This window comes from Hydrogenophaga sp. A37 (genome assembly GCF_002001205.1).
Taxonomy (GTDB): domain Bacteria; phylum Pseudomonadota; class Gammaproteobacteria; order Burkholderiales; family Burkholderiaceae_C; genus Hydrogenophaga.
In genome coordinates this window covers 13,407-33,430 of record NZ_MUNZ01000137.1, presented here as the reverse complement: position 1 = coordinate 33,430, position 20,024 = coordinate 13,407, and the positions used below count along the sequence as shown (strand labels likewise).

General features: G+C 65.9%; 19 protein-coding genes and 1 riboswitch. Of the genes, 9 read left to right on the top strand and 10 right to left on the bottom strand.

The window, feature by feature from the left end:
• The first annotated feature begins 264 nt into the window (after positions 1-264).
• Positions 265-675: a GFA family protein gene (locus B0E41_RS19040; RefSeq protein ID WP_077333269.1), complete on the top strand. Its 411-nt coding sequence runs from the start codon at positions 265-267 to the stop codon at positions 673-675.
• A gap of 207 nt (positions 676-882) precedes the next feature.
• Here B0E41_RS19040 and B0E41_RS19035 read toward each other — a convergent pair whose 3' ends face one another.
• Positions 883-1,866, bottom strand: a complete 984-nt coding sequence (locus B0E41_RS19035) for a helix-turn-helix domain-containing protein (protein ID WP_077333267.1) — start codon at positions 1,864-1,866, stop codon at positions 883-885.
• A 75-nt stretch (positions 1,867-1,941) separates the two neighbouring features.
• Between B0E41_RS19035 and B0E41_RS19030 the strand changes: the two genes are divergently transcribed.
• The 3 genes from B0E41_RS19030 (at position 1,942) to B0E41_RS19020 (ending at position 4,167) form a co-directional block, all read left to right on the top strand.
• Entirely contained in the window at positions 1,942-3,033 is a 1,092-nt protein-coding gene (locus B0E41_RS19030) for a DJ-1/PfpI family protein (RefSeq protein ID WP_253195015.1), read from the top strand.
• A 176-nt stretch (positions 3,034-3,209) separates the two neighbouring features.
• Complete coding sequence (locus B0E41_RS19025) at positions 3,210-3,593, top strand: VOC family protein (protein WP_077333263.1); 384 nt, start codon at positions 3,210-3,212, stop codon at positions 3,591-3,593.
• Positions 3,594-3,693: 100 nt separating this feature from the next.
• On the top strand, positions 3,694-4,167 hold the full coding sequence (locus tag B0E41_RS19020) for a VOC family protein (protein WP_077333261.1): 474 nt from the start codon (positions 3,694-3,696) through the stop codon (positions 4,165-4,167).
• Positions 4,168-4,366: 199 nt separating this feature from the next.
• On the opposite strand, the gene B0E41_RS19015 is transcribed toward B0E41_RS19020, so the two are convergent.
• From B0E41_RS19015 to thiC, 8 genes are all read right to left on the bottom strand, one after another.
• Entirely contained in the window at positions 4,367-6,121 is a 1,755-nt protein-coding gene (locus tag B0E41_RS19015; protein ID WP_143433908.1) for a hypothetical protein, read from the bottom strand.
• A 279-nt stretch (positions 6,122-6,400) separates the two neighbouring features.
• Positions 6,401-6,883 (bottom strand): GreA/GreB family elongation factor, encoded by a 483-nt coding sequence (locus B0E41_RS19010; protein WP_077333257.1) that lies wholly within the window; start codon positions 6,881-6,883, stop codon positions 6,401-6,403.
• A 2-nt stretch (positions 6,884-6,885) separates the two neighbouring features.
• Complete coding sequence (locus B0E41_RS19005; protein WP_253195013.1) at positions 6,886-8,346, bottom strand: MFS transporter; 1,461 nt, start codon at positions 8,344-8,346, stop codon at positions 6,886-6,888.
• A gap of 215 nt (positions 8,347-8,561) precedes the next feature.
• The gene (gene thiD, locus B0E41_RS19000) at positions 8,562-10,127 is read right to left on the bottom strand and encodes a bifunctional hydroxymethylpyrimidine kinase/phosphomethylpyrimidine kinase (RefSeq protein WP_077333255.1); all 1,566 of its coding nucleotides are present in this window, start codon (positions 10,125-10,127) and stop codon (positions 8,562-8,564) included.
• Positions 10,128-10,129: 2 nt separating this feature from the next.
• Positions 10,130-10,933 (bottom strand): thiazole synthase, encoded by an 804-nt coding sequence (locus B0E41_RS18995; protein WP_077333253.1) that lies wholly within the window; start codon positions 10,931-10,933, stop codon positions 10,130-10,132.
• A gap of 5 nt (positions 10,934-10,938) precedes the next feature.
• Positions 10,939-11,166: a sulfur carrier protein ThiS gene (thiS, locus tag B0E41_RS18990; RefSeq protein WP_077333251.1), complete on the bottom strand. Its 228-nt coding sequence runs from the start codon at positions 11,164-11,166 to the stop codon at positions 10,939-10,941.
• A gap of 26 nt (positions 11,167-11,192) precedes the next feature.
• Positions 11,193-12,509, bottom strand: coding sequence for an FAD-dependent oxidoreductase (locus tag B0E41_RS18985; protein ID WP_077333249.1), 1,317 nt, complete (start codon positions 12,507-12,509; stop codon positions 11,193-11,195).
• 3 nt (positions 12,510-12,512) lie between these two features.
• Positions 12,513-14,423, bottom strand: coding sequence for a phosphomethylpyrimidine synthase ThiC (gene thiC, locus B0E41_RS18980; protein ID WP_077333247.1), 1,911 nt, complete (start codon positions 14,421-14,423; stop codon positions 12,513-12,515).
• A 116-nt stretch (positions 14,424-14,539) separates the two neighbouring features.
• A riboswitch (TPP riboswitch) is annotated at positions 14,540-14,652 on the bottom strand.
• Positions 14,653-14,853: 201 nt separating this feature from the next.
• Between thiC and B0E41_RS18975 the strand changes: the two genes are divergently transcribed.
• From B0E41_RS18975 to ompA, 5 genes are all read left to right on the top strand, one after another.
• Entirely contained in the window at positions 14,854-15,975 is a 1,122-nt protein-coding gene (locus tag B0E41_RS18975; protein ID WP_143433907.1) for a Tat pathway signal protein, read from the top strand.
• Between the two features lie 30 nt (positions 15,976-16,005).
• Positions 16,006-16,866: a DUF6544 family protein gene (locus B0E41_RS18970; RefSeq protein ID WP_077333245.1), complete on the top strand. Its 861-nt coding sequence runs from the start codon at positions 16,006-16,008 to the stop codon at positions 16,864-16,866.
• A gap of 283 nt (positions 16,867-17,149) precedes the next feature.
• Entirely contained in the window at positions 17,150-17,638 is a 489-nt protein-coding gene (locus B0E41_RS18965; RefSeq protein WP_077333243.1) for a hypothetical protein, read from the top strand.
• A 32-nt stretch (positions 17,639-17,670) separates the two neighbouring features.
• Positions 17,671-18,159, top strand: a complete 489-nt coding sequence (locus B0E41_RS18960) for a hypothetical protein (protein ID WP_077333241.1) — start codon at positions 17,671-17,673, stop codon at positions 18,157-18,159.
• A 159-nt stretch (positions 18,160-18,318) separates the two neighbouring features.
• Positions 18,319-18,972, top strand: coding sequence for an outer membrane protein OmpA (gene ompA, locus B0E41_RS18955; RefSeq protein WP_077333239.1), 654 nt, complete (start codon positions 18,319-18,321; stop codon positions 18,970-18,972).
• A 38-nt stretch (positions 18,973-19,010) separates the two neighbouring features.
• On the opposite strand, the gene B0E41_RS18950 is transcribed toward ompA, so the two are convergent.
• Positions 19,011-19,931, bottom strand: coding sequence for a ketopantoate reductase family protein (locus B0E41_RS18950; protein WP_077333237.1), 921 nt, complete (start codon positions 19,929-19,931; stop codon positions 19,011-19,013).
• Between the last annotated feature and the right edge of the window lie 93 nt (positions 19,932-20,024).

The following is a 20,024-nucleotide window of genomic DNA, read 5'->3' as shown; positions in this document are numbered from 1 at the left end:
CAGCAGATTCACAGATTGCGGGAAGTCAGCCGTCTGTTGGCGCACGAGCAGTCGCGCTTGGAGGAACGGGCTCGCCGTCATGACCGGCGATAGCATCAAGCCTGGCCCATCGGGGCTAATGCCCGCTGATGGCCGGATCCTCCAATTCGCGGACGGCGCTGGAAGAAGTCGTTGGTCGGTGATGCTGTCGAGTCCAGGAGACCGCTGATGGGGTGCGCTGTGAACTCACAGAACCGGCCATAAGCAATCTTTTCGAACAAGTCCATGAGTCTGAACATCGCGCCAAAAATTTTCTTGGGCAGTTGCTTGTGCGGAGCAGTCAAATACGAGGTCCGATCCGAAATCAAGGCGGTTTCACACTGTCATTGCCGCATGTGCCAGAAAGCGCATGGCGCTGCTTTCGGCACTTACGGAAGCGTTCCCAAAGACAGCTTTCTTTTCACTGCCGGCACCGAGTCCTTGCGCAGCTACGCCTCCTCGCAAAGTGTGAGGCGCACGTTTTGTGCGACCTGCGGTTCAACGTTGACATGGCACGACAGCCAAGGCGCATGGTCCTCTTGGATAGCCTTCTCTTTGGGCACACTTGACTCGCCCTTCATCCCAAGAAAGCACCGCCACATTCACCTCGAATCACGCCCGTCATGGCATGTGTCCGACGAAGACGCACGCTCGTGAACGACTGCCGCTGAAGTCCAGCGACAGCAACCAGCCTCAAGCAGTCGAGCAAACCGGCTATCGAGCTTGCCCCGCTGGTCGGGCCGTCTTCATCTTTCCCGCCGTGCCGACTGCTGGCACTGGCTCGCAGACGCGGGTGACTGCGATCCGGGTTTTTGGCTCGATGCACTGTGATTGCGGGCGGCACCCTGAACCGGGGCGACTGCCTCAGCCCTCGCGGAAAGCCCTTGGCGTGACGCCATGCTGGCGCCGGAACGCGCGCTGGAACGCATCGACCGAGCGGAAACCGCTGTGGCTCGCGATCTTGTCCTGCGTCCATTGCGTCTCGCGCAACAGGCGCGCCGCTGCCGCCAGGCGCGCGCCCTCCACAAACCGTGCGGGCGTGGTGCCGGTCTCGGCCGCAAACGCGCGGGCGAACTGCCGTTCGCTCATGTGCACGCGCTCAGCCAGCGCGCTCACCGACAGCACCTCACCCGGATGCAGGCCGATCCACGCCATGAGGTCGCGCAGCCGGTGCCGGGCCGCCGCCTGCACCTGCAAGGTGCCGCTCAGTTGCGGCTGATCTCCGGCGCGCAGCAGCGGCAAGGCCAGCGTGCGCGCGATCTCCATCACCACGTCGCGGCCCAGATCTTCCTCCACCAGGGCAAGCGCCAATTCGATGGCGGTGGTGACGCCCGCCGAGGTCCACACCGGGCCATCGTGCACGTAGACCCGTCCGCGCTCCACGCACACCTGTGGCCACATCGCCTGCAGCTGGTCGCAGGCGCGCCAGTGCGTCGTGGCCATGCGGCCGTTGAGCAGGCCGGCCGCCGCGAGCGCGAAGGCGCCGGTGCACACGCTGGCCATGCGCCGCACGCCCGGGGCAACCCTTGCGAGCCAGGCGCTCACCCGGTGTTTGATGATCGCGGCGCGCACCCCCGCTTCTTCGCCGCCCACCACGATGACCGTGTCGATGTGGGTCGGCAGCTCGTCGAACCGGCAGAAGCCGGTCAGGCTCAGGCGGGCGTTGGTCAGCACAGTGCCGCCGGAGGCCGACGCGGTGTGCAGCCGGTACGTGCCCGGCCGCAGCTGTTCGGCCTTGCTGAACACGCTGGCCGGCACGGCGATGTCGATCGCCTCCGCGCCATCAAACGCCACCAGCACCACGTCGATGGCAGGAAGTGCGGGCTTTTCGTCATTGCCCGTTGGCATGAGACTTTGTAAGGTCACAGCATGGTTCCGAAAAGCGGAGTGGCTATGTTCAGGTCAGTTGGAACAATGATTTTGATGCTTGCAGCCTTGGTGGGTTGCAGTGCGGACACGCATCTGGCACCGGCACCGGCGGACCTGGCCCTGCGCGAACAGCAGACGCTGGCGTTCGTGCAGGCCATGGCGCCGCGCCACGCCGGGCGGCCCGTGGTGGCCATTGTGGCGCTCAACGAAGGCACCGAAACCACCGATTTTTTGTTGACGCACGCGGTGCTGCAGCGCGCCGACGTGTCCGAGGTGACAGCGGTGGCACCGCGGCGCGGACGGGTCGAGCTGTTCCCCGCGCTGCAGGTGAACGTTGCGCAGGACTTTGAAGGATTCGACCGCGCGCATCCGACGGGCGCTGACTACGTGGTGGTGCCCGCCCTGAGCGAGGATGCAGACCCCACCGTCATCGCCTGGTTGCAGCGCCAGGCCGGGCGCGGCGCGCGCATTGTCGGTGTGTGCAACGGCACGCTGGTGGTGGGCGCCGCCGGCCTGCTGGACGGCCGCCGCTTTGCCGGCCACTGGTCCTCGCGCAGCGACGTGCTGGAGCGCCACCCTGGCTCGGTCCATGTGCCGCACCAGCGCTACCTGGTCGATCGGGGCGTGGCGACCACGACCGGCATCACGGCGTCGGTCCCGGTCGCCCTGGCCCTGGTGGAGGCGATGGGTGGGCGCGACAAGGCCGCCGCGCTCGCCGCCGAACTGGGCGCGAACTCGTGGACACCGGAACACGACAGCACGCCCTTTGCGCTCACCGTGCGAAGGGGGGCGAACTACCTGCTCAACAAGGCGGCCTTCTGGTCGCACGAGGATTGGGGCGTGGATGTGCCAGAGGGCATGGACGACATCACGCTGGCGCTGGCCGCGGACGCCTGGTCGCGAACCGGGCGTGTGAGCGTGCGGGCCGAATCGGCGTCTCCCGGCACCGTCCGGCTGCGCAGCGGCATGCCGATTGCCGTGAACGCTGCGGCGCCGGACACGTCGAGCCTGCCCCTGGCACCGGACCTGAAGCCGCTGCAACAGCTCGACCGCAGCCTGTGCGAGATTGAGCAGCGTTTCGGCGCCTCACGGCGCGAGTGGGTGGTGCTCGAAATGGAGTACCCGGGTGCACCCGCCTGTGTTTGACCAGGGCATGCCAAATGCCGGGAATGGCGCCAGTCCTGTGTCGACAGCCGCGAACTGGAGAAGATCAAAGACCTCGCCGAAACCAGTGACAACAGCCGGTAGCGCAGACGTCAGCCGATGGGTTCGGACACGATGAAGGCTCGGGATGGCAGCGAACCCTGGCAAGGAGCCCTGTGATGTCAATTGACCTCAACCACACGATCGTTCACGCCCGCGACCCGCTGGCGTCGGCCACCTTTCTCAGCGAGATGCTGGGCCGTTCGGCCCCGGTCCGGTTCGGTCCGTTCTGGGACGTCGAGCTCGACAACCGCGTCACCCTGGCCTACATCCAGGCCGACGAGCATCTGACCATCGAGCACTACGCCTTTCTGGTGAGCGAGCCGGAGTTTGACCAGATCTTCGAACGCATCCAGACCCGAGCGCTGCCGTACTGGGCCGACCCTGCGCACCAGCAACCCGGCAGCATCAACCACCACGACGGCGGCCGCGGCGTCTACTGGAACGATCCAGACGGCCACTACCTCGAGATCATCACCCGGCCCTATGGCAGTGGCGGCTGAGGCATGACGATGGCAAGGAGCCATCTCTTCAGGGGCGTGACGCGGACCTTCCACCCGAGACTCGAAGACCCATCCATCCACTTGAACAAGGAGCAACACCATGAGCCATTCCATCCGTACCTGCCTCTGGTTCCGCGACGGGCGGGGCCACGAGGCCGCTGATTTCTATTGTTCGCTGATCCCGGGAAGCCGGGTCGAGAACACCTTTACTGGCGATGCCGGGCACGGCATTTTTTCGGTGATCGATTTCTCCCTCGGCGGGGTGCCGTACCAGATTCTCGATGCCGGGCCGGCGTTCACGCTGACCGAGGCGGTGTCGATATCGGTCGCGACGGACGATCAGGCCGAGACCGATCGGCTTTGGGCGGCGCTGACAGCGGATGGCGGCGAGGAGAGTGTCTGCGGCTGGCTGAAGGATCGCTACAGGGTGTCTTGGCAAATCTTCCCTCGGCGGCTGACGGAATTGACGACCAGTGCCGACAAGAAGGTGTCTGCCGCGGCGATGGCCGCGATGATGAAGCAGAGGAAGATCAACATCGCGGCGATCGAAGCAGCGGTTCGCGAGGCGGTGTAGTCCGCCGCGCTTCATCGCGCGCACGACTTGGCCTGAGTAGCGCGCGCGAGCTTGTCGATACAGCTCATCGTCTGAACGGTGCTCTGCAGCGTGTCAACGGCCGGTTCCAGGTGGACAGAAGTCGCACGTGGTCAGGTGTCGCTGGCGCAAAAACGGGACGCCGTTGCCCCTCAACCCGTCGAGCGCTGGGGCAGCGTCCTCAGTGGGGAAACGGAGCTGGGTTGGCCAAGTAGGCATTGAACAGGTTCGCGAACTGACCACCGTCGGTCGTGATGGTTGCCGAGGTGCTACCGCCTGCACTGAACACGATGGCGAACGTACCGATCGCTGTGTACTGGGTCGGATTCGTGAGCATGTAATGCACCCGGTTGTCCCGGTAGTGGCCCTCCGTGCCACCGGGGGTGGTCGAGGGCACCCCCATCGGCGTTTGCCAGAACAGGATGGGCAGATTGCCGAGGATGCTGCGCACGGTGCTCCACTGCGCGAGGCTCTCGTTGAAGTTGGGTGACGTGGTATTGGTCTCGTCCCAGTAGAAGGGCCCGCTGCCACGGTCCTCACACTCCTGCACCGGCGTTGGCATTTCGAAGCAGCCGGCATCGCGGTCGCTCGTCTGCGCCACGATGAAATCGGCCTTGTCCGCGCCGACCTTCGCCATGAAATTGCCCACGCTGGTGGCAGTGCCTCCCCAGAAGGACGGCGGGAAGCCCAGCTTCGCCTTGGGCGCATACATGCGGCCGAGGGTCAGCAGGCACCCCGCAATGCCTACGGCCGTATCCGGCTGGCTGGCGCACTCCGCGACCATGCTGACGCGCGCCGGCACCTTTGTCGGATCGCCGCCTGACTTGCCCTGCAGGAAGCCCCAGAAGTCTGGCTCGAGATTGACCAGGGTGGGCTGGCCGGTCGCGCCTATCTTCTGGTACATCAGCTTGGCTTGCGCCCAGTAGGCCGTCATGAACGCCACGTCGTTGACCTCGATCATGTCGGCTTCGCCAGGTTGGGCCATCTGAAACAGCGTGAACATCGGCACGGCCCCGATCGCCTTGTCGTTGGCCGAAACATAGGTCACATAGGCACCGTTCGGACTGTTCCAGTAAGGCCATGAGCCTGGACCGACGCCCACGAGGTAAGTGTCGATGATGTCCGGATGGATCTGCTGGCTAATCATGTCTGAGATCGCATTGCCGGCGCCGAGGCCGCCGAGAAGCCGGCTGGGCATGCCGAGGGCTGTAGTGATCGACGGAGCTTGAAGTACGTAGTAGCCGATGCCTTCATAGCTGTACTGTGGCAAGTTGGCGATGACGTTGTCGCGCTCGGTCAAACTGTTGGAATAGAAGTGAAAGCCCTTTGAGGGCAGGAAGAACCGGTACAGCGGTGTAAAACCGACACCCGCCTGAGTGCTTGCGTAGTAGGCAATGCCCTCATAGGTGAACTGAGGCAGCGTGGCGGTCACATGGGCGCGCTCGGTTTCGCTGATGGTGTAGAAATGCACACCAGTCTGTGTGTTGTAGAAGCGATGGACGGGGCTTAGGCCAGCGCCAGACGTGGAGCTGGCATAGAAGGCTGGGCCTTCGTAGTTCATGATGGACGACAGCGTGTTGATGACGTTGTCGCGTTCGGCCACGCTGGTGGTGAAGAAATGAGCGCCGGTGCGGGTGTTGTAGAAGCGGTAGGCAACTGTGTGTGTGGCCGCCTTGGTCTGGCTCTTTGCTTTGGATGACGCAGCACCGCTGAGCAGCGGGCCATCAAATGGATCGGGCAGCACACCGGTTTTGGCAATCTGCGCCAACTCCAATGCATTCAGACGCCCACCTTCTTTCTGCAGTTCATTGGTGGTATCTGGGCTCGAAAGAGGCGACTGTGCTGGGTCCGATCTCTCTCGCCCACCGCCACAGGCGCTTAACAACAATGCAAAGCAGCACGAAGCCGCCAATATGAGTCCACGGTGAAATTTCATTTTTTTGAGTCGTGCAGAAAGGGCCAAACCAGAGGCAAGGCTCAGCCAAGAAAGGGAATGCCCCTACGTCTAAAGCAATGCAGAAAAATGCATTGATCTTTTGGTGTTGTAGGGCAGCAAATTGTGTGCCAACAGTCCGCCGTCAGTCTCGCCCTGACTGTGCGAAATGTTGTGTTGGAGGCCAAAAAATGTCAGTTAAAGATTGTCAGATGCCAATCTTTGGCACTTGGGTAGCACGCCTCCGAATACGGCGCATTTTGCTGTGAACTCGCATGCGGCTTATTGAATCCGCAGCACCTCAAACTGCTGTTGGATGGGAGCGACCTGTATCGACACCTCATCACCCTCGCATTTACCCAGCATGGCCCTGCCCAACGGCGCCTCGCTGCTGATGACCTGAACGAGCTGAGCGCCGCTGACCAACGTCATGCTGCCCCCATCCGGGCCGAGAAAGAGCTGTTGCTGTTTGTCGTCGGCATCGACCAGGCAGACCAGCGCGCCGAGCTGTATGCCTTTGCTGGCGTCATAGGGGCGCGGGCGGAATTGGCGCCAGTTGGCCATCGCTTGGCGGATGGCTTTAGCGCGACGGGCTTGGCCGGTGGCGAGGTAGGCGGCTTCGAGACCCAATGTGTCGTATTTGTTCTCGGCGATGTTTTCTTCGTGGGTCGCCGCTTCGTGGGCTGCCCGCACTGCCTGTTCGACTTGCAGCAGGTCTTCGGCGAGCCGTTCCAGCACCTGCTGCTGCAGCAAGAATTTATCCATGATCAAGCCGACGCGCTCTTGCGCGAGACCGCGTCCTGAATGTCTTCCAGACGGCGCCCGCGCGTGTCGATGCCGCTCCTGAGCAACATGACGGCCGAGATCGTCAGCGGTACCGCAATCAGCGCAGCCGACACCGCCATGTTGCTGAACACCCCGAGCACACCGAAGGCCGCGCCGAGAATGCCGCCCAGTTTGGAGCTGGCGGCGATCATGCCGGAGCCGGTGGCGCGCAGATGCACCGGATAGATCTCTGCGGCGTAGGGAATCAAGATGGCGATCACGCCACTGGCGCTGACCAGCAACAGCGCGGTGGCGATCACCATCGCGGTCGCCGATTGCGTGCCGGTCAGGCTCATCACCACAAACGCCAGCAGCGTGACCGTCGTCAAGGCGATGAACAGGACCAGCGTCTTGATGCTGCTCCAGCGGTGATACAGCAGGATCACCAGCGCAATGCCAGGCAAAGCGAGAAACGCGGAGCGTGCCAGCAATGCACTTGCTGTGCTCGCGTCCATGCCCATTTCGCGCAAATTGGTCGGCAGCCAAAGCAGGAAGCCGAAATTGACCAGTCCCCATGCAACACCGCCGACGATCAGGCCATAGCTGATGCCGGCATGGCCGCCGCGCAACAGTTGCCGCATGCCTGTGGTCTCGCGCGGTGCTTTTGCCGCCGCAGACGGTGGTTCGTTACTTGATGTCTGATCAATGACGCCAGAAAACCTGGCCAGCACCGCGCGCGCCTGGTCGGTCAGCCCGGCATTGGCCAGAAACCGCGGCGACTCGGGAATGAAGCGGTCCAGAACGATGATCAAAGCGCCTGTCGGCAGCCCCAGCAGCCAGAGCGCACGCCAGCTGAAAAGGGGCTCAAGCACGCTGGCAGCACCGGCCGCCACCAGGTAGCCGGCCGATGTGCCGATGCCGCCCAGTGCCACCAGCAGCCAGCCGCGATGGGTGGCCGGAATCATCTCGGCCATCAAGGTGAACGTGATCGGTAGCAGACCGCCGGCAGATGCGCCCATCAAAAAGCACATCACCAGATTCCATTCGAACGACGGCATCGCCCCACAGATGGCGGTGCCGATGAACATCAGCGCGGACAAGAGAATCGCCGCGCGCCGACCGAATGTATCGGCCAGGTAGCCCCACATGATCGACCCCACCGTGGTGCCGGTCAGGGCCACCAGCGGCAGATAACCTGCAAGCTGCTTGCTGATGCCGTATTCGAGGGTCATGCCCGGCATGACGAAACCGAGTGTGGCCGGCTTCATCACATCAACGGTCAGCGCGATGATCAGCACGATGACCAGCTTCCAGTGCTCGCGGTTCAGTGCGACACCATCGGCAATGTGAAAGTGAAGCGGTGCGCTGCCATGCAGGTTGTGCCGCATCTGATCGAGCCGCGGCATCAGGCCGTAGGCGGCGAACAGCAGTCCGAGGGGAATCAGTCCCATGCCGACCAGCATGGATGTGTCCATCGGCATGCCGGCCATGTGGTACCCCATGTCTGCGGCACAGACAAACATCGGGATGTGCGACAACACACCCGCGACGATGGCAGCGCAACCCAGCCAGAAGGCAAACGGGTGATGAAACGATAGGCCGTTGGATGACATGTTTTGCTTCTTTGAATCGGCGTGGCAGGGCACCAAAATTTCATCGGGCCGGAAGGAGCGGTAGCTTAACTTGTGGGCAGCATCGGGTGTGGCAGCGGGGGCACGACCCCGGGCTGGCGGCTCGCGACGCCCTGGTGCCAGGCGCCGAGCCAGGCGGGCAGTGTGTTCGACGGCTCCGCGCCCAGCCCACGCACCACGCAGCCACCCGCTGCACCTGCCGCGGCCACCGCCTGCAGTTGAGCGGGTTCGAGGACACCGCCGATGCCTACCACCGGCGCGGGCGCCATGTGGGCCCACCAGGCCAGGTTGTCCAGGCCCTGCGGTCGCCAGGGCATGTCCTTGGTGGTGGTGGGCCACACCGGGCCGCAGGCGATCAGGTCGGGCGCCATGCCTGCTGCGCGGCACAGTTCCCACAGGCTGTGAGAGCTCAGGCCGAGCGTCACACCGCGCTGCCGGGCGGCCTGAAGTTGTTCGTGGTCCTGTGGCGTGAGGGCCAGCAGGTCTTCCTGGCCCAGGTGCAGCGCGCGCGCGCCGGCCTGCAGCGCGAGTTGCCAGTGGTCGTTGACCACCAGCGTGGCGCCCGCGGCATCGGCCGCACGCTGGCTGCGCTGGATGGCCTGCGTGAGTTGCGTGGCCCAGGCTGTGTCGTCCAGGTGGGGTGGGCGTTTCATGCGCAGCTGGATGGTGGGCACGGTGGGCCGGGCGCGCAGCACGGCCTCCACGCGCTCGGCGCTGTCCACGATGGCGTAGACACCAGGGGCTGTGCCCCGGTGTGGCGCAGGCCAGGCGATGGGCGGCTGTTCGCACAGGCTCAGGTGGGGCAGCAGGCTCGGATCGGTGCCAAAACCCGGCATCGCGATGACCGGCCCGGCGCCCTGGCCCACGGCGCGGGCTTGGCGCAGCGCGTGGGTGGTGGCCATCTTGGCGAGCACGGCGGCGTCGGCTGCCACGAAGCCTCGCGCGAGCGCGGCGGCCAGCGCCGTGGCAAAGGTGCAGCCGGTGCCGTGGTTGTTTGAGCCCTCGACCCGCGGCAGGCTCAGCCAGCCCCGTGCGTGCGGGGTCTGCAGCCAGTCGAGCGAGAGCTGGGGCGTGGCCGTGTCGCCGCCCGTGACCACCACGGTCTGGGCGCCGAGTTCCTGCAAGGTGGTGGCGAGCGCGGGCACGGTGCTGCTGCCCCGGGCACCGAGCAAGACCACCGCTTCGCGCTGGTTCGGTGTGACCACGCTGGCGCGCGGCAGCAGCTCGTCGCGGTACACCTGCAGCAGCGCCTCGTCGGCGAAACCCGCGCCGGTGCTGGCGCGCAGCACCGGGTCGATCACCAGCTTGAGCGGTGCGCGCCGCCGCAATCGGTCCACCCAGTTGGCCACCAGCCGCGCGTTGGCCGCGCTGCCCAGCAGCCCGGTCTTGATCACGCGGGGCGGCATGTCGTTGGCCAGCGCCGCGAGTTGCGCGTCGAGCAGCTCGGTTGCCATGGCCTGCACGTGGTTCACAGCCACGGTGCTCTGCGCGGTGACGGCAGCCACCACTGGGCACAGGTGCACGCCGAAGGCGTCGGCCGCGCGCTGATCGGCGGAGAGGCCGGCGCCGCCACCGCTGTCGGTGCCGGCGATGCTCCAGATGATGGGGGTCATGGTCAACCGATCAAAAAAGGATGACCGGACACCGGCGTGCTCGCCACCGCCATGTCCTGCGGCGCCATCACGCCGGCTTCGTAGGCGATGCGACCGGCTTCGATGGCGAGCGCGAAGCCGCGCGCCATGCGCACCGGGTCCACCGCCTGGCTCACGGCGGAGTTCAGCAGCACGGCGTCGAAGCCCAGTTCCATCGCCTGTGCTGCGTGCGAGGGGGCGCCGATGCCGGCGTCCACCACCAGCGGCACACCGGGCAGCCGGGCGCGCAGCGTGCGCAGCGCGAACGGGTTGATGAGTCCCTGGCCCGAGCCGATGGGCGCGCCCCAGGGCATGAGCACTTCGCAGCCGGCGTTGAGCAGGCGCTGGCAGGTCACCAGATCGTCGGTGCAGTAGGGGAACACCGCGAACCCGTCTTTGCTGAGCTGCGCTGCGGCTTCCACCGTGCCCCAGGGGTCGGGCTGCAGGGTGTGTTCGTCACCCACCACCTCAAGCTTGATCCAGTGCGTGCCGTAGAGCTCGCGCGCCATGTGCGCGAGCGTGATCGCCTCGCGCGCGGTGCGGCAGCCGGCGGTGTTGGGCAGCAGCTGCGCGCCGCGCTCGCGCATGGCCGTGCGGATGATCTCGATGAACCCGTTGTCGCCGCCTGCAGCCAGCGTGCGCTTGAGGCCCACGGTGACGATCTGCGTGCCGCTGGCGGCGATGCTGTGAGCCAGCACTTGAGGCGACGGATAGCCGGCTGTGCCGAGCAGAAAGCGGCTGGTGAGTTCGACGCCGTAGGGCGACCAGGTTTTGCTTGTTGTGTTCATGGTGGTCAACCGCCCACGATGGCCTGGAAGGTCAGCACCGTGTCGTCGGGTTTCAAAACGGTGGAGGCGCGCAACGCGCACGGAACGAACTCGCCATTCACCGCCGTGGCCACCTGGCTGGCTTGCACGCCTTGCGCATCCAGCAGCGCGGCCAGCGTCAGGCCTTCGGGGCAGGGCAGGGTGAGTTCGTTGAAGCGCAGTTGGGCTTCGGTACGCGAAAGGGTTTCAGGCATGGGTCGTCCTGTGGGGTGAACCGGGGTCAGTGGGTCTGTTGTGCTTCAGGCGTTGGCTCAGGCCTGCCCCTCACCCCAGCCCTCTCCCCAGAGGGGCGAGGGAGTGAAGGCCTCGCTCCTGCGTGAGTGCTGCGAGGGGTCGAGGCTCCCTCTCCCGCTGGCGGGAGAGGGTTGGGGTGAGGGTCTTCGCTTTCCAACCGCGCCACCGCGTCCACCACCAGCGCCGGGGCCAACAGCCAGCCATGTCGAAACAGACCGTTGATGCGCAGCAGACCGGGTTCAACGTGGGTGTGGGGTTCGTTGTCGGGCAGGGCGGGGCGCAGGTTGGCTTCCATGTGCACGATGCGCGCCTCGGCCAGCTCGGGGATCACGCTCTGCGCCGCGGCCATCAGCTCCACCGCGCTGCGCAGGCTCACCGGCGAGCGGTCTTCGCTTTCCACCTCGCTCGCGCCGACCACGAACAGATCGCCCGGGCGCGGCACGATGTAGACGCGGTGGCGCGGGTGCAGCAGGCGCACCGGGCGCTGCAGTGTCACGCCAGGCGCGTGCAGCCAGATGACTTCGCCGCGAACACCACGCACGGCCATTTCTCCGCCGACTGCCAGCGCGGAACCGGCTTCGCCGGGCCGCTGCTGGCGCCCCCTTGAGGGGGTGACGCCGCAGGTGGCGCGGGGGTGAACCGAGTTCACACCGCGCACGTCCACGGCGAGGTCGAAACGCACCGGTCCCTCACCCGCCACATGCAAGACGCCGGACTCCACGCGCTCCACCCGTTCGCCCCAGCACCAGTGCACGTTCGGCGCGTGCACGGCCAGCGCATGGAGCATGTCGCAGCTCATCACCTGGGCCTCGCCGGGCAGCAGCCAGGCGTGCAGGCCTGGCGCCAGCGCGGGCTCCAGCGCGGCCAGCGCCGCGCGGTGCAGCGGTTGCGGCGCGGGCAGCTCGGCGGCCAGGGACGGCGCGGTCTCCAGCCGGGCCAGCACGCGCCGTGCAGCACCCAGGTCGGCGCCGTGCGCCAGCATCAGGCTGCCGCGTTGTTCGAACAGCGGCGCGCTGCAGCCCTCAGCACGCAGCTCGTCGGCAATGCCGCGCCACAGGGCCAGCGAGCGCCAGCCCAGGCGGGCGATCTCAGGGCCGGCGTTGTCCAGCTCCGCGATGGGGCTGAGCATGCCGGCGGCGGTGAAGCCGGCGGCGTGCGCCGAGTTCCCCGTCAACGAGCCGGTGGCCGGTGCCTCCGGCCCCGCCGCCGGGTCGAACACCGTGACCGCGTGCCCGGCCCGCGAGAGCTGCCAAGCCAGCAGCCGCCCGAGCACGCCCGCGCCGGCGATGCCGATGCGCTTCACGGTTCAGCCCTTCTTGCTGATCGATTCGACCGGCACGTAGAACTCGCCGCCCACGGCCTTGAACTCCGCGCTCTTCTGCGCCATGCCGTCGTTCAAGGCCTGTTCGTCGCTCACGCCCTTGGCGGCAGCGTAGTCGCGCACGTCCTGGGTGATCTTCATCGAGCAGAACTTCGGCCCGCACATGGAGCAGAAGTGCGCCTCTTTCGACGAGTCCTTGGGCAGGGTTTCGTCGTGGTAGTCCTCGGCGGTCTGCGGGTCCAGGCCGAGCGCGAACTGGTCGCGCCAGCGGAATTCGAAGCGCGCCTTGCTCATGGCGTCGTCGCGTGCGCGGGCACCGGGGTGGCCCTTGGCGATGTCGGCCGCGTGCGCGGCGATCTTGTAGGCAATGATCCCCTGCTTCACGTCGTCGCGGTCGGGCAGGCCCAGGTGTTCCTTGGGCGTCACGTAGCAGAGCATGGAGGTGCCCATCCAGCCGATCATGGCCGCGCCCACGGCGGAGGCGATGTGGTCGTAGCCGGGCGCGATGTCGATGGTCAGCGGGCCGAGGGTGTAGAACGGCGCTTCGTGGCAGTGCTTCAACTGCTCGTCCATGTTGGCCTGGATCAGGTGCATGGGCACGTGGCCGGGGCCTTCGATCATGGTCTGCACGTCGTGCTTCCAGGCCACTTGCGTGAGCTCGCCCAGCGTCTTCAATTCGGCGAACTGGGCTTCGTCGTTCGCGTCCGCACCGCTGCCGGGGCGCAGGCCGTCGCCGAGCGAGAAGCTCACGTCGTAGGCCTTCATGATCTCGCAGATCTCGTCGAAGTGCGTGTAGAGGAAGTTTTCCTTGTGGTGCGTGATGCACCACTTGGCCAGGATCGAACCACCGCGAGACACGATGCCGGTGCGGCGCTGCGCGGTGAGGTGGATGTAGGCGAGGCGCACGCCGGCGTGGATGGTGAAGTAGTCCACACCCTGTTCGGCCTGCTCGATCAGGGTGTCGCGGTAGATGGCCCAGGTGAGGTCTTCGGCCACCCCGCCCACCTTCTCCAGCGCCTGGTAGATCGGCACCGTGCCAATGGGCACCGGGCTGTTGCGCACGATCCAGTCGCGCGTGGTGTGGATGTTCTTGCCGGTGGACAGGTCCATCACGTTGTCGGCACCCCAGCGGATCGCCCACACCAGCTTGTCCACTTCTTCTTCGATGCTGGAAGTGACGGCCGAGTTGCCGATGTTGGCGTTGATCTTCACGCCAAAGTTGCGCCCGATGGCCATGGGTTCGACCTCAGGGTGGTTGATGTTGGCCGGGATGATGGCGCGGCCACGCGCCACCTCGTCGCGAACGAACTCGGGCGTGAACACGTCAGGTATGCGTGCGCCCATGGGGTTGCCGCGCAGGCGCGCTTCACGCGCCGGGTCGCCCAGGTACTCGCGCATCCACTCGCGCTTGCCGTTTTCGCGCAGGGCCACGTACTCCATCTCGGGTGTGACGATGCCTTTGCGCGCGTAGTGCATCTGCGAAACGTTCATGCCGCTCTTGGCACGGCGCGGCGTGCGCTGCAGGCCGGCGGCCTCGGCGCGCAGGGCCTCGATGCGCTCGATGGTGGTGCCGTTCTGCGCTGCCTCGTTCTTGATGCCGTCGTCCAGCGCGGCGCGCTGGCGGCCGTTGTAGCTTTCGGTGTCACCGCGCGCCGCGATCCAGGCGCCGCGCACATCGGCCAGACCGGTGCGCACGTCGATGGCGGCGGTCGGGTCGCTGTAGGGGCCGGAGGTGTCGTACACCGTGATGAGTTCGCCGTTGCTCAGCGCGATCTCGCGCATGGGCACCTGGATGCTGGCTTGCGAGCCGGGCACATAGACCTTGCGCGAAGCGGGGAAGGGCTCGCGGCTGAGCGCGAACTGGTCGGCGAAGGGAATCTTGTCGGGGGCATTCATGGCGGTCTCCTGTGTGGGGCTGTGGATGCTCCGGAGACCGCCCGTCAAAACATGCACCCGGGTCCACTGGTGATGTGGACGGACCCGTCGCACGAGGAACGGGTCGGGGATGCAGGCCCTGGGGGCTGCGCTCTTCTTTCGCTGGTACTAGCCAGATCAAGTTCACGGGTTCGGTTGTTCAACCATCTCAGCGCTGGACCTTGCGGCCTGTGCACCCCGGAGCAGGGCGCAGTGTATCCCGGTTTCGGGGGGCCGTTCAGCGCGACCCCTTGCAGGACAGTGCCCTGGGAGAGGCATCTGTTCTTGTGGTCGTGGCCTTGTGTTTGCCAGCGCACAGACCCTGGCCCCCTTGACTTCCTACCCTCACATGCCTTGCCCGACAACGATGTTCGACGCGGGTCCCTGGCCCACGGCAAACGGAACGGCAATCATGATCACACGCAGACGGTTCAACGCTTCGGCATCCTGGATGCTTGCTGCACCTGCTGTGTTGTCGGGCTGTTCCGATGCGGCCCAGGCTGGTAGCTACGAATCGGTGGCGGCGAACACCCGGCGCGAAGCCCCTTTGGGTGGTCTGGGTGGCGCGGCACTCGGGCACGAGCTGGTTCGGTACGCCACGCTGGCCCCCTCCAGCCACAACACCCAGTGCTGGAAGTTCGCACTCAGCAACCCAGACAGTGGCAACGGCCGGTCCATCACCCTTCTGCCCGACCTGTTGCGTCGGTGCCCAGTGGTGGACCCGGACGATCACCACCTGTTTGTTTCGCTGGGCTGCGCCACCGAGAACCTGGTCCAGGCCGCGCTGGCGCACGGGTTTCATGGCCAAGCTCAGTTTCTTCCGGTCAGTGACGCGGTGCGCGTGGTGCTCGAACCCACACGGGCGTTGTCGTCCCCGTTGTTTGGCGCGATCACCCAGCGGCAGTGCACCCGCGGAGACTACGACGGCCAGCCGCTGTCCAGCGACGAACTGGCGCTGTTGCAGCGCGCCGGCAGTTCCGATGCGGTGCGGCTGCTGTTGCTGACCGACCGTGCTGCCATGGAGCAGACGCTGGCCTACGTGGTGCAAGCCAACACCGCGCAGATGGCCGACCCCGCGTTCGTCAAGGAGCTCAAGGCCTGGGTCCGCTTCAACGGCGCGGACGCGGTGCGCACGCGCGACGGGCTCTACAGCGCCACCTCGGGCAACCCGAACATCCCCGCCTGGATCGGCGAACGCGCCTTTGGCCTGTTCTTCACACCCGAAGGTGAAAACGACAAGTACACGCGACAGGTGCGCAGTTCCGCTGGCATCGCTGTCTTTGTGGGGAACACGGTCGACAAGGCGCATTGGGTTGAGGTGGGGCGCTGCTACGAGCGCTTCGCGCTGCAGGCCACGGCACTCGGTATCCGCAATGCATTCCTGAACCAGCCTGTTGAAGTGACGGCCCTGCGCCCGCAGTACGCCAGCGCCCTGGGCCTCACAGGACAGCGACCGGACCTGATCGTTCGGTTTGGGCGCGGGCCGCTCATGCCCGCTTCGCTGCGGCGGCCGGTCGAAGATGTGCTGGTATGAACGCGCTTGGCTGTTGAAGGAGCCTCACACATGACATGGTTCATCTGGCTGGTTTTGCTCGTTGTATTGGTCGCGCTGGCCTTTGCTGGCGTGACCGCCTGGGGCGCCTCGCGCTGGGCGAAGGCCACGCAGGCCATCACCGCACAGTTGGAATTGCAGCGCCTGCCGGCCCCGGCCGCGCGTTACGACCCGCGCGAAATCGAAGACCTGCCTTCGCCGGTGCGGCGCTACTTCAGCACCGTGCTCACGCCGGGCCAGCCCATCGTCACCGCGGCCACGCTGGAGCACACCGGCAGCTTCAACATGTCGCCCACCGGCGAGCAATGGAGGCCGTTCACCTCGCACCAGCGAGTGACCGTCCGCCGCCCGGGTTTCCTCTGGGACGCCCGCATCGCCCTGGTGCCTGGCGTGTCGGTGCGCGTGCACGACAGCTACGCGGACGGCCAGGGCCTGCTGCACGCGGCCGTGCTCGGCCTCTTCAGCGTGGCCCACCTGCAGGGTGGTGGTGAACTGGCGCGCGGTGAACTGATGCGTTTCTTCGCCGAAACCGCCTGGTACCCCACGGCCTTGCTGCCCAGCCAGGGCGTGCGCTGGGCCGCCGTGGACGACCACTCCGCCAACGCCACGCTGACGGACGGTGCCCTCACGCTCACACTGCTGTTTCGCTTCGATGACGCAGGCCTCATGGCCTCGGTTCGCGCTGAGGCGCGCGGACGTTTGGTGGGCAGAGAAACCAGCATGGCGCCTTGGGAGGGCACCTGGTCCAACCACCAGCGCGTCGACGGCATGACCGTGCCCTTCACCGGCGAAGTGGCCTGGCTGCTGCCCGAAGGCCGCAAGACCTACTGGCGGGGCACGGTGACTTCGCTCATCTTCGAGGGATCGTCCTGAGAGGCTGAGAGTCTTTCGCTCATGCCCGCTCACCACCTCAAAACGCACCCGCTCTGCGTTGCAGATGCGCGCCATAGCCCGAGCTATGGCTGTGCTTTGCGCCTTGATCGAGCACGTTTTGTGGCGTTGCTCGGACACGCCCGAAAAACGCTCAGCCTCTGAGTCAACTCAGCGGTGGTGGGATGCCCCGTGATGGCGCAGTCAGGGCACGCAGCGGCTGTGCTTCTTTCGGCGAGAATGTGCGGCCTTCTCGGGGGGAGAGGGGATCAAAAAGGGAGGAACGATGAAGAAGCTGGTCTGGCTGGCCGCTTTGGTGGTGCTGTTTTACGGCCACAGCCGCTGGATGCTGTCGGAGAGCCGTGTGCTGCCGTGGATCGAGAAGCACGAGCAGGCGGTCTTTGAGCAGAAGGAGGGCGTCTGCAATCACTTCACCTGGGATACCAAGGTGAGCGTGCGAGCCAACCACGCCAAGGGCGAGTGGCAACTGGACGGCGACAAGGCCTACATGTGCGACTACATCAGGGCCGCCAACGCCACTGTCCGTTTGCTCAAGCCACAGATCCACACCGACACCGAACTGGTGAGCCTGCAGCGCTCGGGCTTTCCCTGGATGTCGGCCGAGGTCAAGGTCCAACAAACCACCCGCTTTGAACTGCCCGGCAGGCCCACGCTGACCGAGACGGGCGAGACCACCTATGTCTTGCGGCGCACGGTCAAGGGCATGCAGATCGCCGAGATGACGACCCGTAGCGAAGGCAATTTCCCCCGTTGAATCCCTCAGCAAAATAAAAGAAGGCAACAGAAATGAACAAGTTTTATTGGGCCGGCATTCTGATGGCCGCGTTTTACGGCCACAGCCGTTTCGTGTTCTCCGAGCCGGCCATGATGAGCTGGATGCAGAAGCAGCAAAACCTGGCATTGAAGGGCGCGGATGGCATGTGCGATGCCTATGCCCAGGATGTCAAGGTCAGCCTGCGCATGCAGACCGAGCGCGGGGAGGCAGCGGTGGAGGGCGGCAAGGAAGATCTCTGCAACCACCTCAAGGACGCCAGCGCCGCCCTGCGGGTGACCCAGCCGAGCTTGAACATCAACAACGAGTTGCTGAGCCTGGAACCCTCGGGCTTTCCCTGGATGTCGGCCACCGTCAAGATGCGCCAGACCTCCACCTTGCAGATGCGCGGTGCGCCCCTGATGACCGAGGTGAGCGACAGCACCTATGTGGTGAAGCGCACATTCGAAGGCCGCCAGATCAGCTCCATCGACGGGGACAGCACGGTGTCGCTGAGCCGCTGAGCGCTCTGCGGGACGGCATGTTGTCCTACATGCACATGCGGTGGTTTCCGATGATGGAGCGGAGGGGGGATTCCTAGACTGAACTCGCTCGGTTGGTTAGCGCACAGACCCACCGACGTTTTCAACCCACTCTTGCGTGAACATCAAAAAGGAATTCACATGAACAAGCGCAACAACCTCAACCGCATGGCCCTGCTGATCGCGTCGGTCACCCTGGCCTCTGCCGCCGGGGCCCAGACCGTCGACAACTGGACGAACGGCAGTGGCGACCTGGTCTGGCGCAATGGCACCAACGAGCTGTGCTGGCGCAACAACTACTGGACACCGGCCACGGCCCATCCGGACTGCGATGGTGCCATCAAGCCGCTCCCACCCGTGGCCGCAGCGCCGGCCCCCGTGCCGGAACCTGCCCCGGCTCCGCCGCCGCCCCCTTCGGTGGTGGCCGCCCCTGCACCGGTGCTGACCTCGACCTTCCAGGCAGAGACCCTGTTTGACTTTGACAAGTCGGTGATCAAGCCGGGCGGCAAGGCCGCGCTGGACGGCCTGGTCGCGGACATGACCAAGGTGGACGTCGAGACCATCATCGCCGTGGGCCACACCGACGCGATCGGGACCGACGGCTACAACCAGGCGCTGTCGATCCGCCGCGTCGAGGCGGTGAAGGCATACCTGGTGAGCAAGGGCGTGCCGGCCGACCGCATCAAGACCGAAGGCAAGGGTGAGGCGCAGCCGGTGGCGTCCAACCAGACCCGTGAAGGTCGCGCCCAGAACCGCCGCGTGGAGATCGAGGTGGTGGGCACCCAGAAGCCTTGATGGCCGACGAGGGAGGGGCGTTCCGGCCCCGCCCTTGATCAGCTGGCCGCAGCGCCCTCGGCGAGTTTCACCACCGCCCACAGCACCCGGTTGGCCGGCGTGGGCACGCCCAGCGCCGCGCCCCGACGCACGATGAAGCCGTTGAGGTGATCAATCTCGCTGGGCTTGCCGCGCATCAGGTCCTGCGCGGTGGACGAAAACTGCGTGGGCATGGTTTCGGCGATGAGGCGCACGGCGGCATCCACATCGCCGGGGAGGGTCACCCCGTCGGCGGCGGCCACGGCGCAGCATTCGTCCACCGCGTCGCGCATCACGTCCCGCACGCCAGGGCGCTGCACCAGCTCGCCGTAAGGGAGGCGGCTCACGGCCGAGAGCGCGTTGTAGGCGCAGTTGAGGATGAGCTTGGCCCAGAGCGCGCCGCGCACGTTGTCGCTGATCATGGTGGGCACACCCGCCGAGATGAGGGCCTGGGCCACCGTGTCGCTGCGGGGCGAGGGTTCGATCACCAGCTCACCGCGCCCGTGGTGGCGCAGGTGGCCGGGGCCGGCCATTTCGGTCGCCACGTAGACCACGGCGGCGGCCACGCTCACACCCGGCAACACGGCGCGCAGCCGCTCGGCGTTGTCCACGCCGTTCTGCAGGCACAGCACCACCGCGCCCGGCGCCAAGTGCGGGCGCAGCTGCGCGCCGGCCGTTTCGGTGTCGGGTGACTTCACCGCGAACAGCACCAGGTCGGCACCGGCCACGGCGGACGCTTCGGTGCTCGCGGCCAGCGGCACCGATTCATCGAAGCTGAGGGTCTGCATGCGCAGGCCGTTGGCCTGGATGGCCCGGATGTGCTGCGGCCGGCCGATCAAGGTGACACGGTGGCCGGCGCGGGCCAGCATGCCGCCGTAGTAGCAGCCGACGGCACCGGCGCCGAGCACGGCGACGGAAAGGGAAGGGGATGTGGAAGCCATGTGTGATTTTAGGAACGCTCGGGCATGTGCGGCTTGCGGTTGGCACTGCAGTTGCTAAAGTGGGTGCAGGCCACGGGGCCGACACCGCGTCGG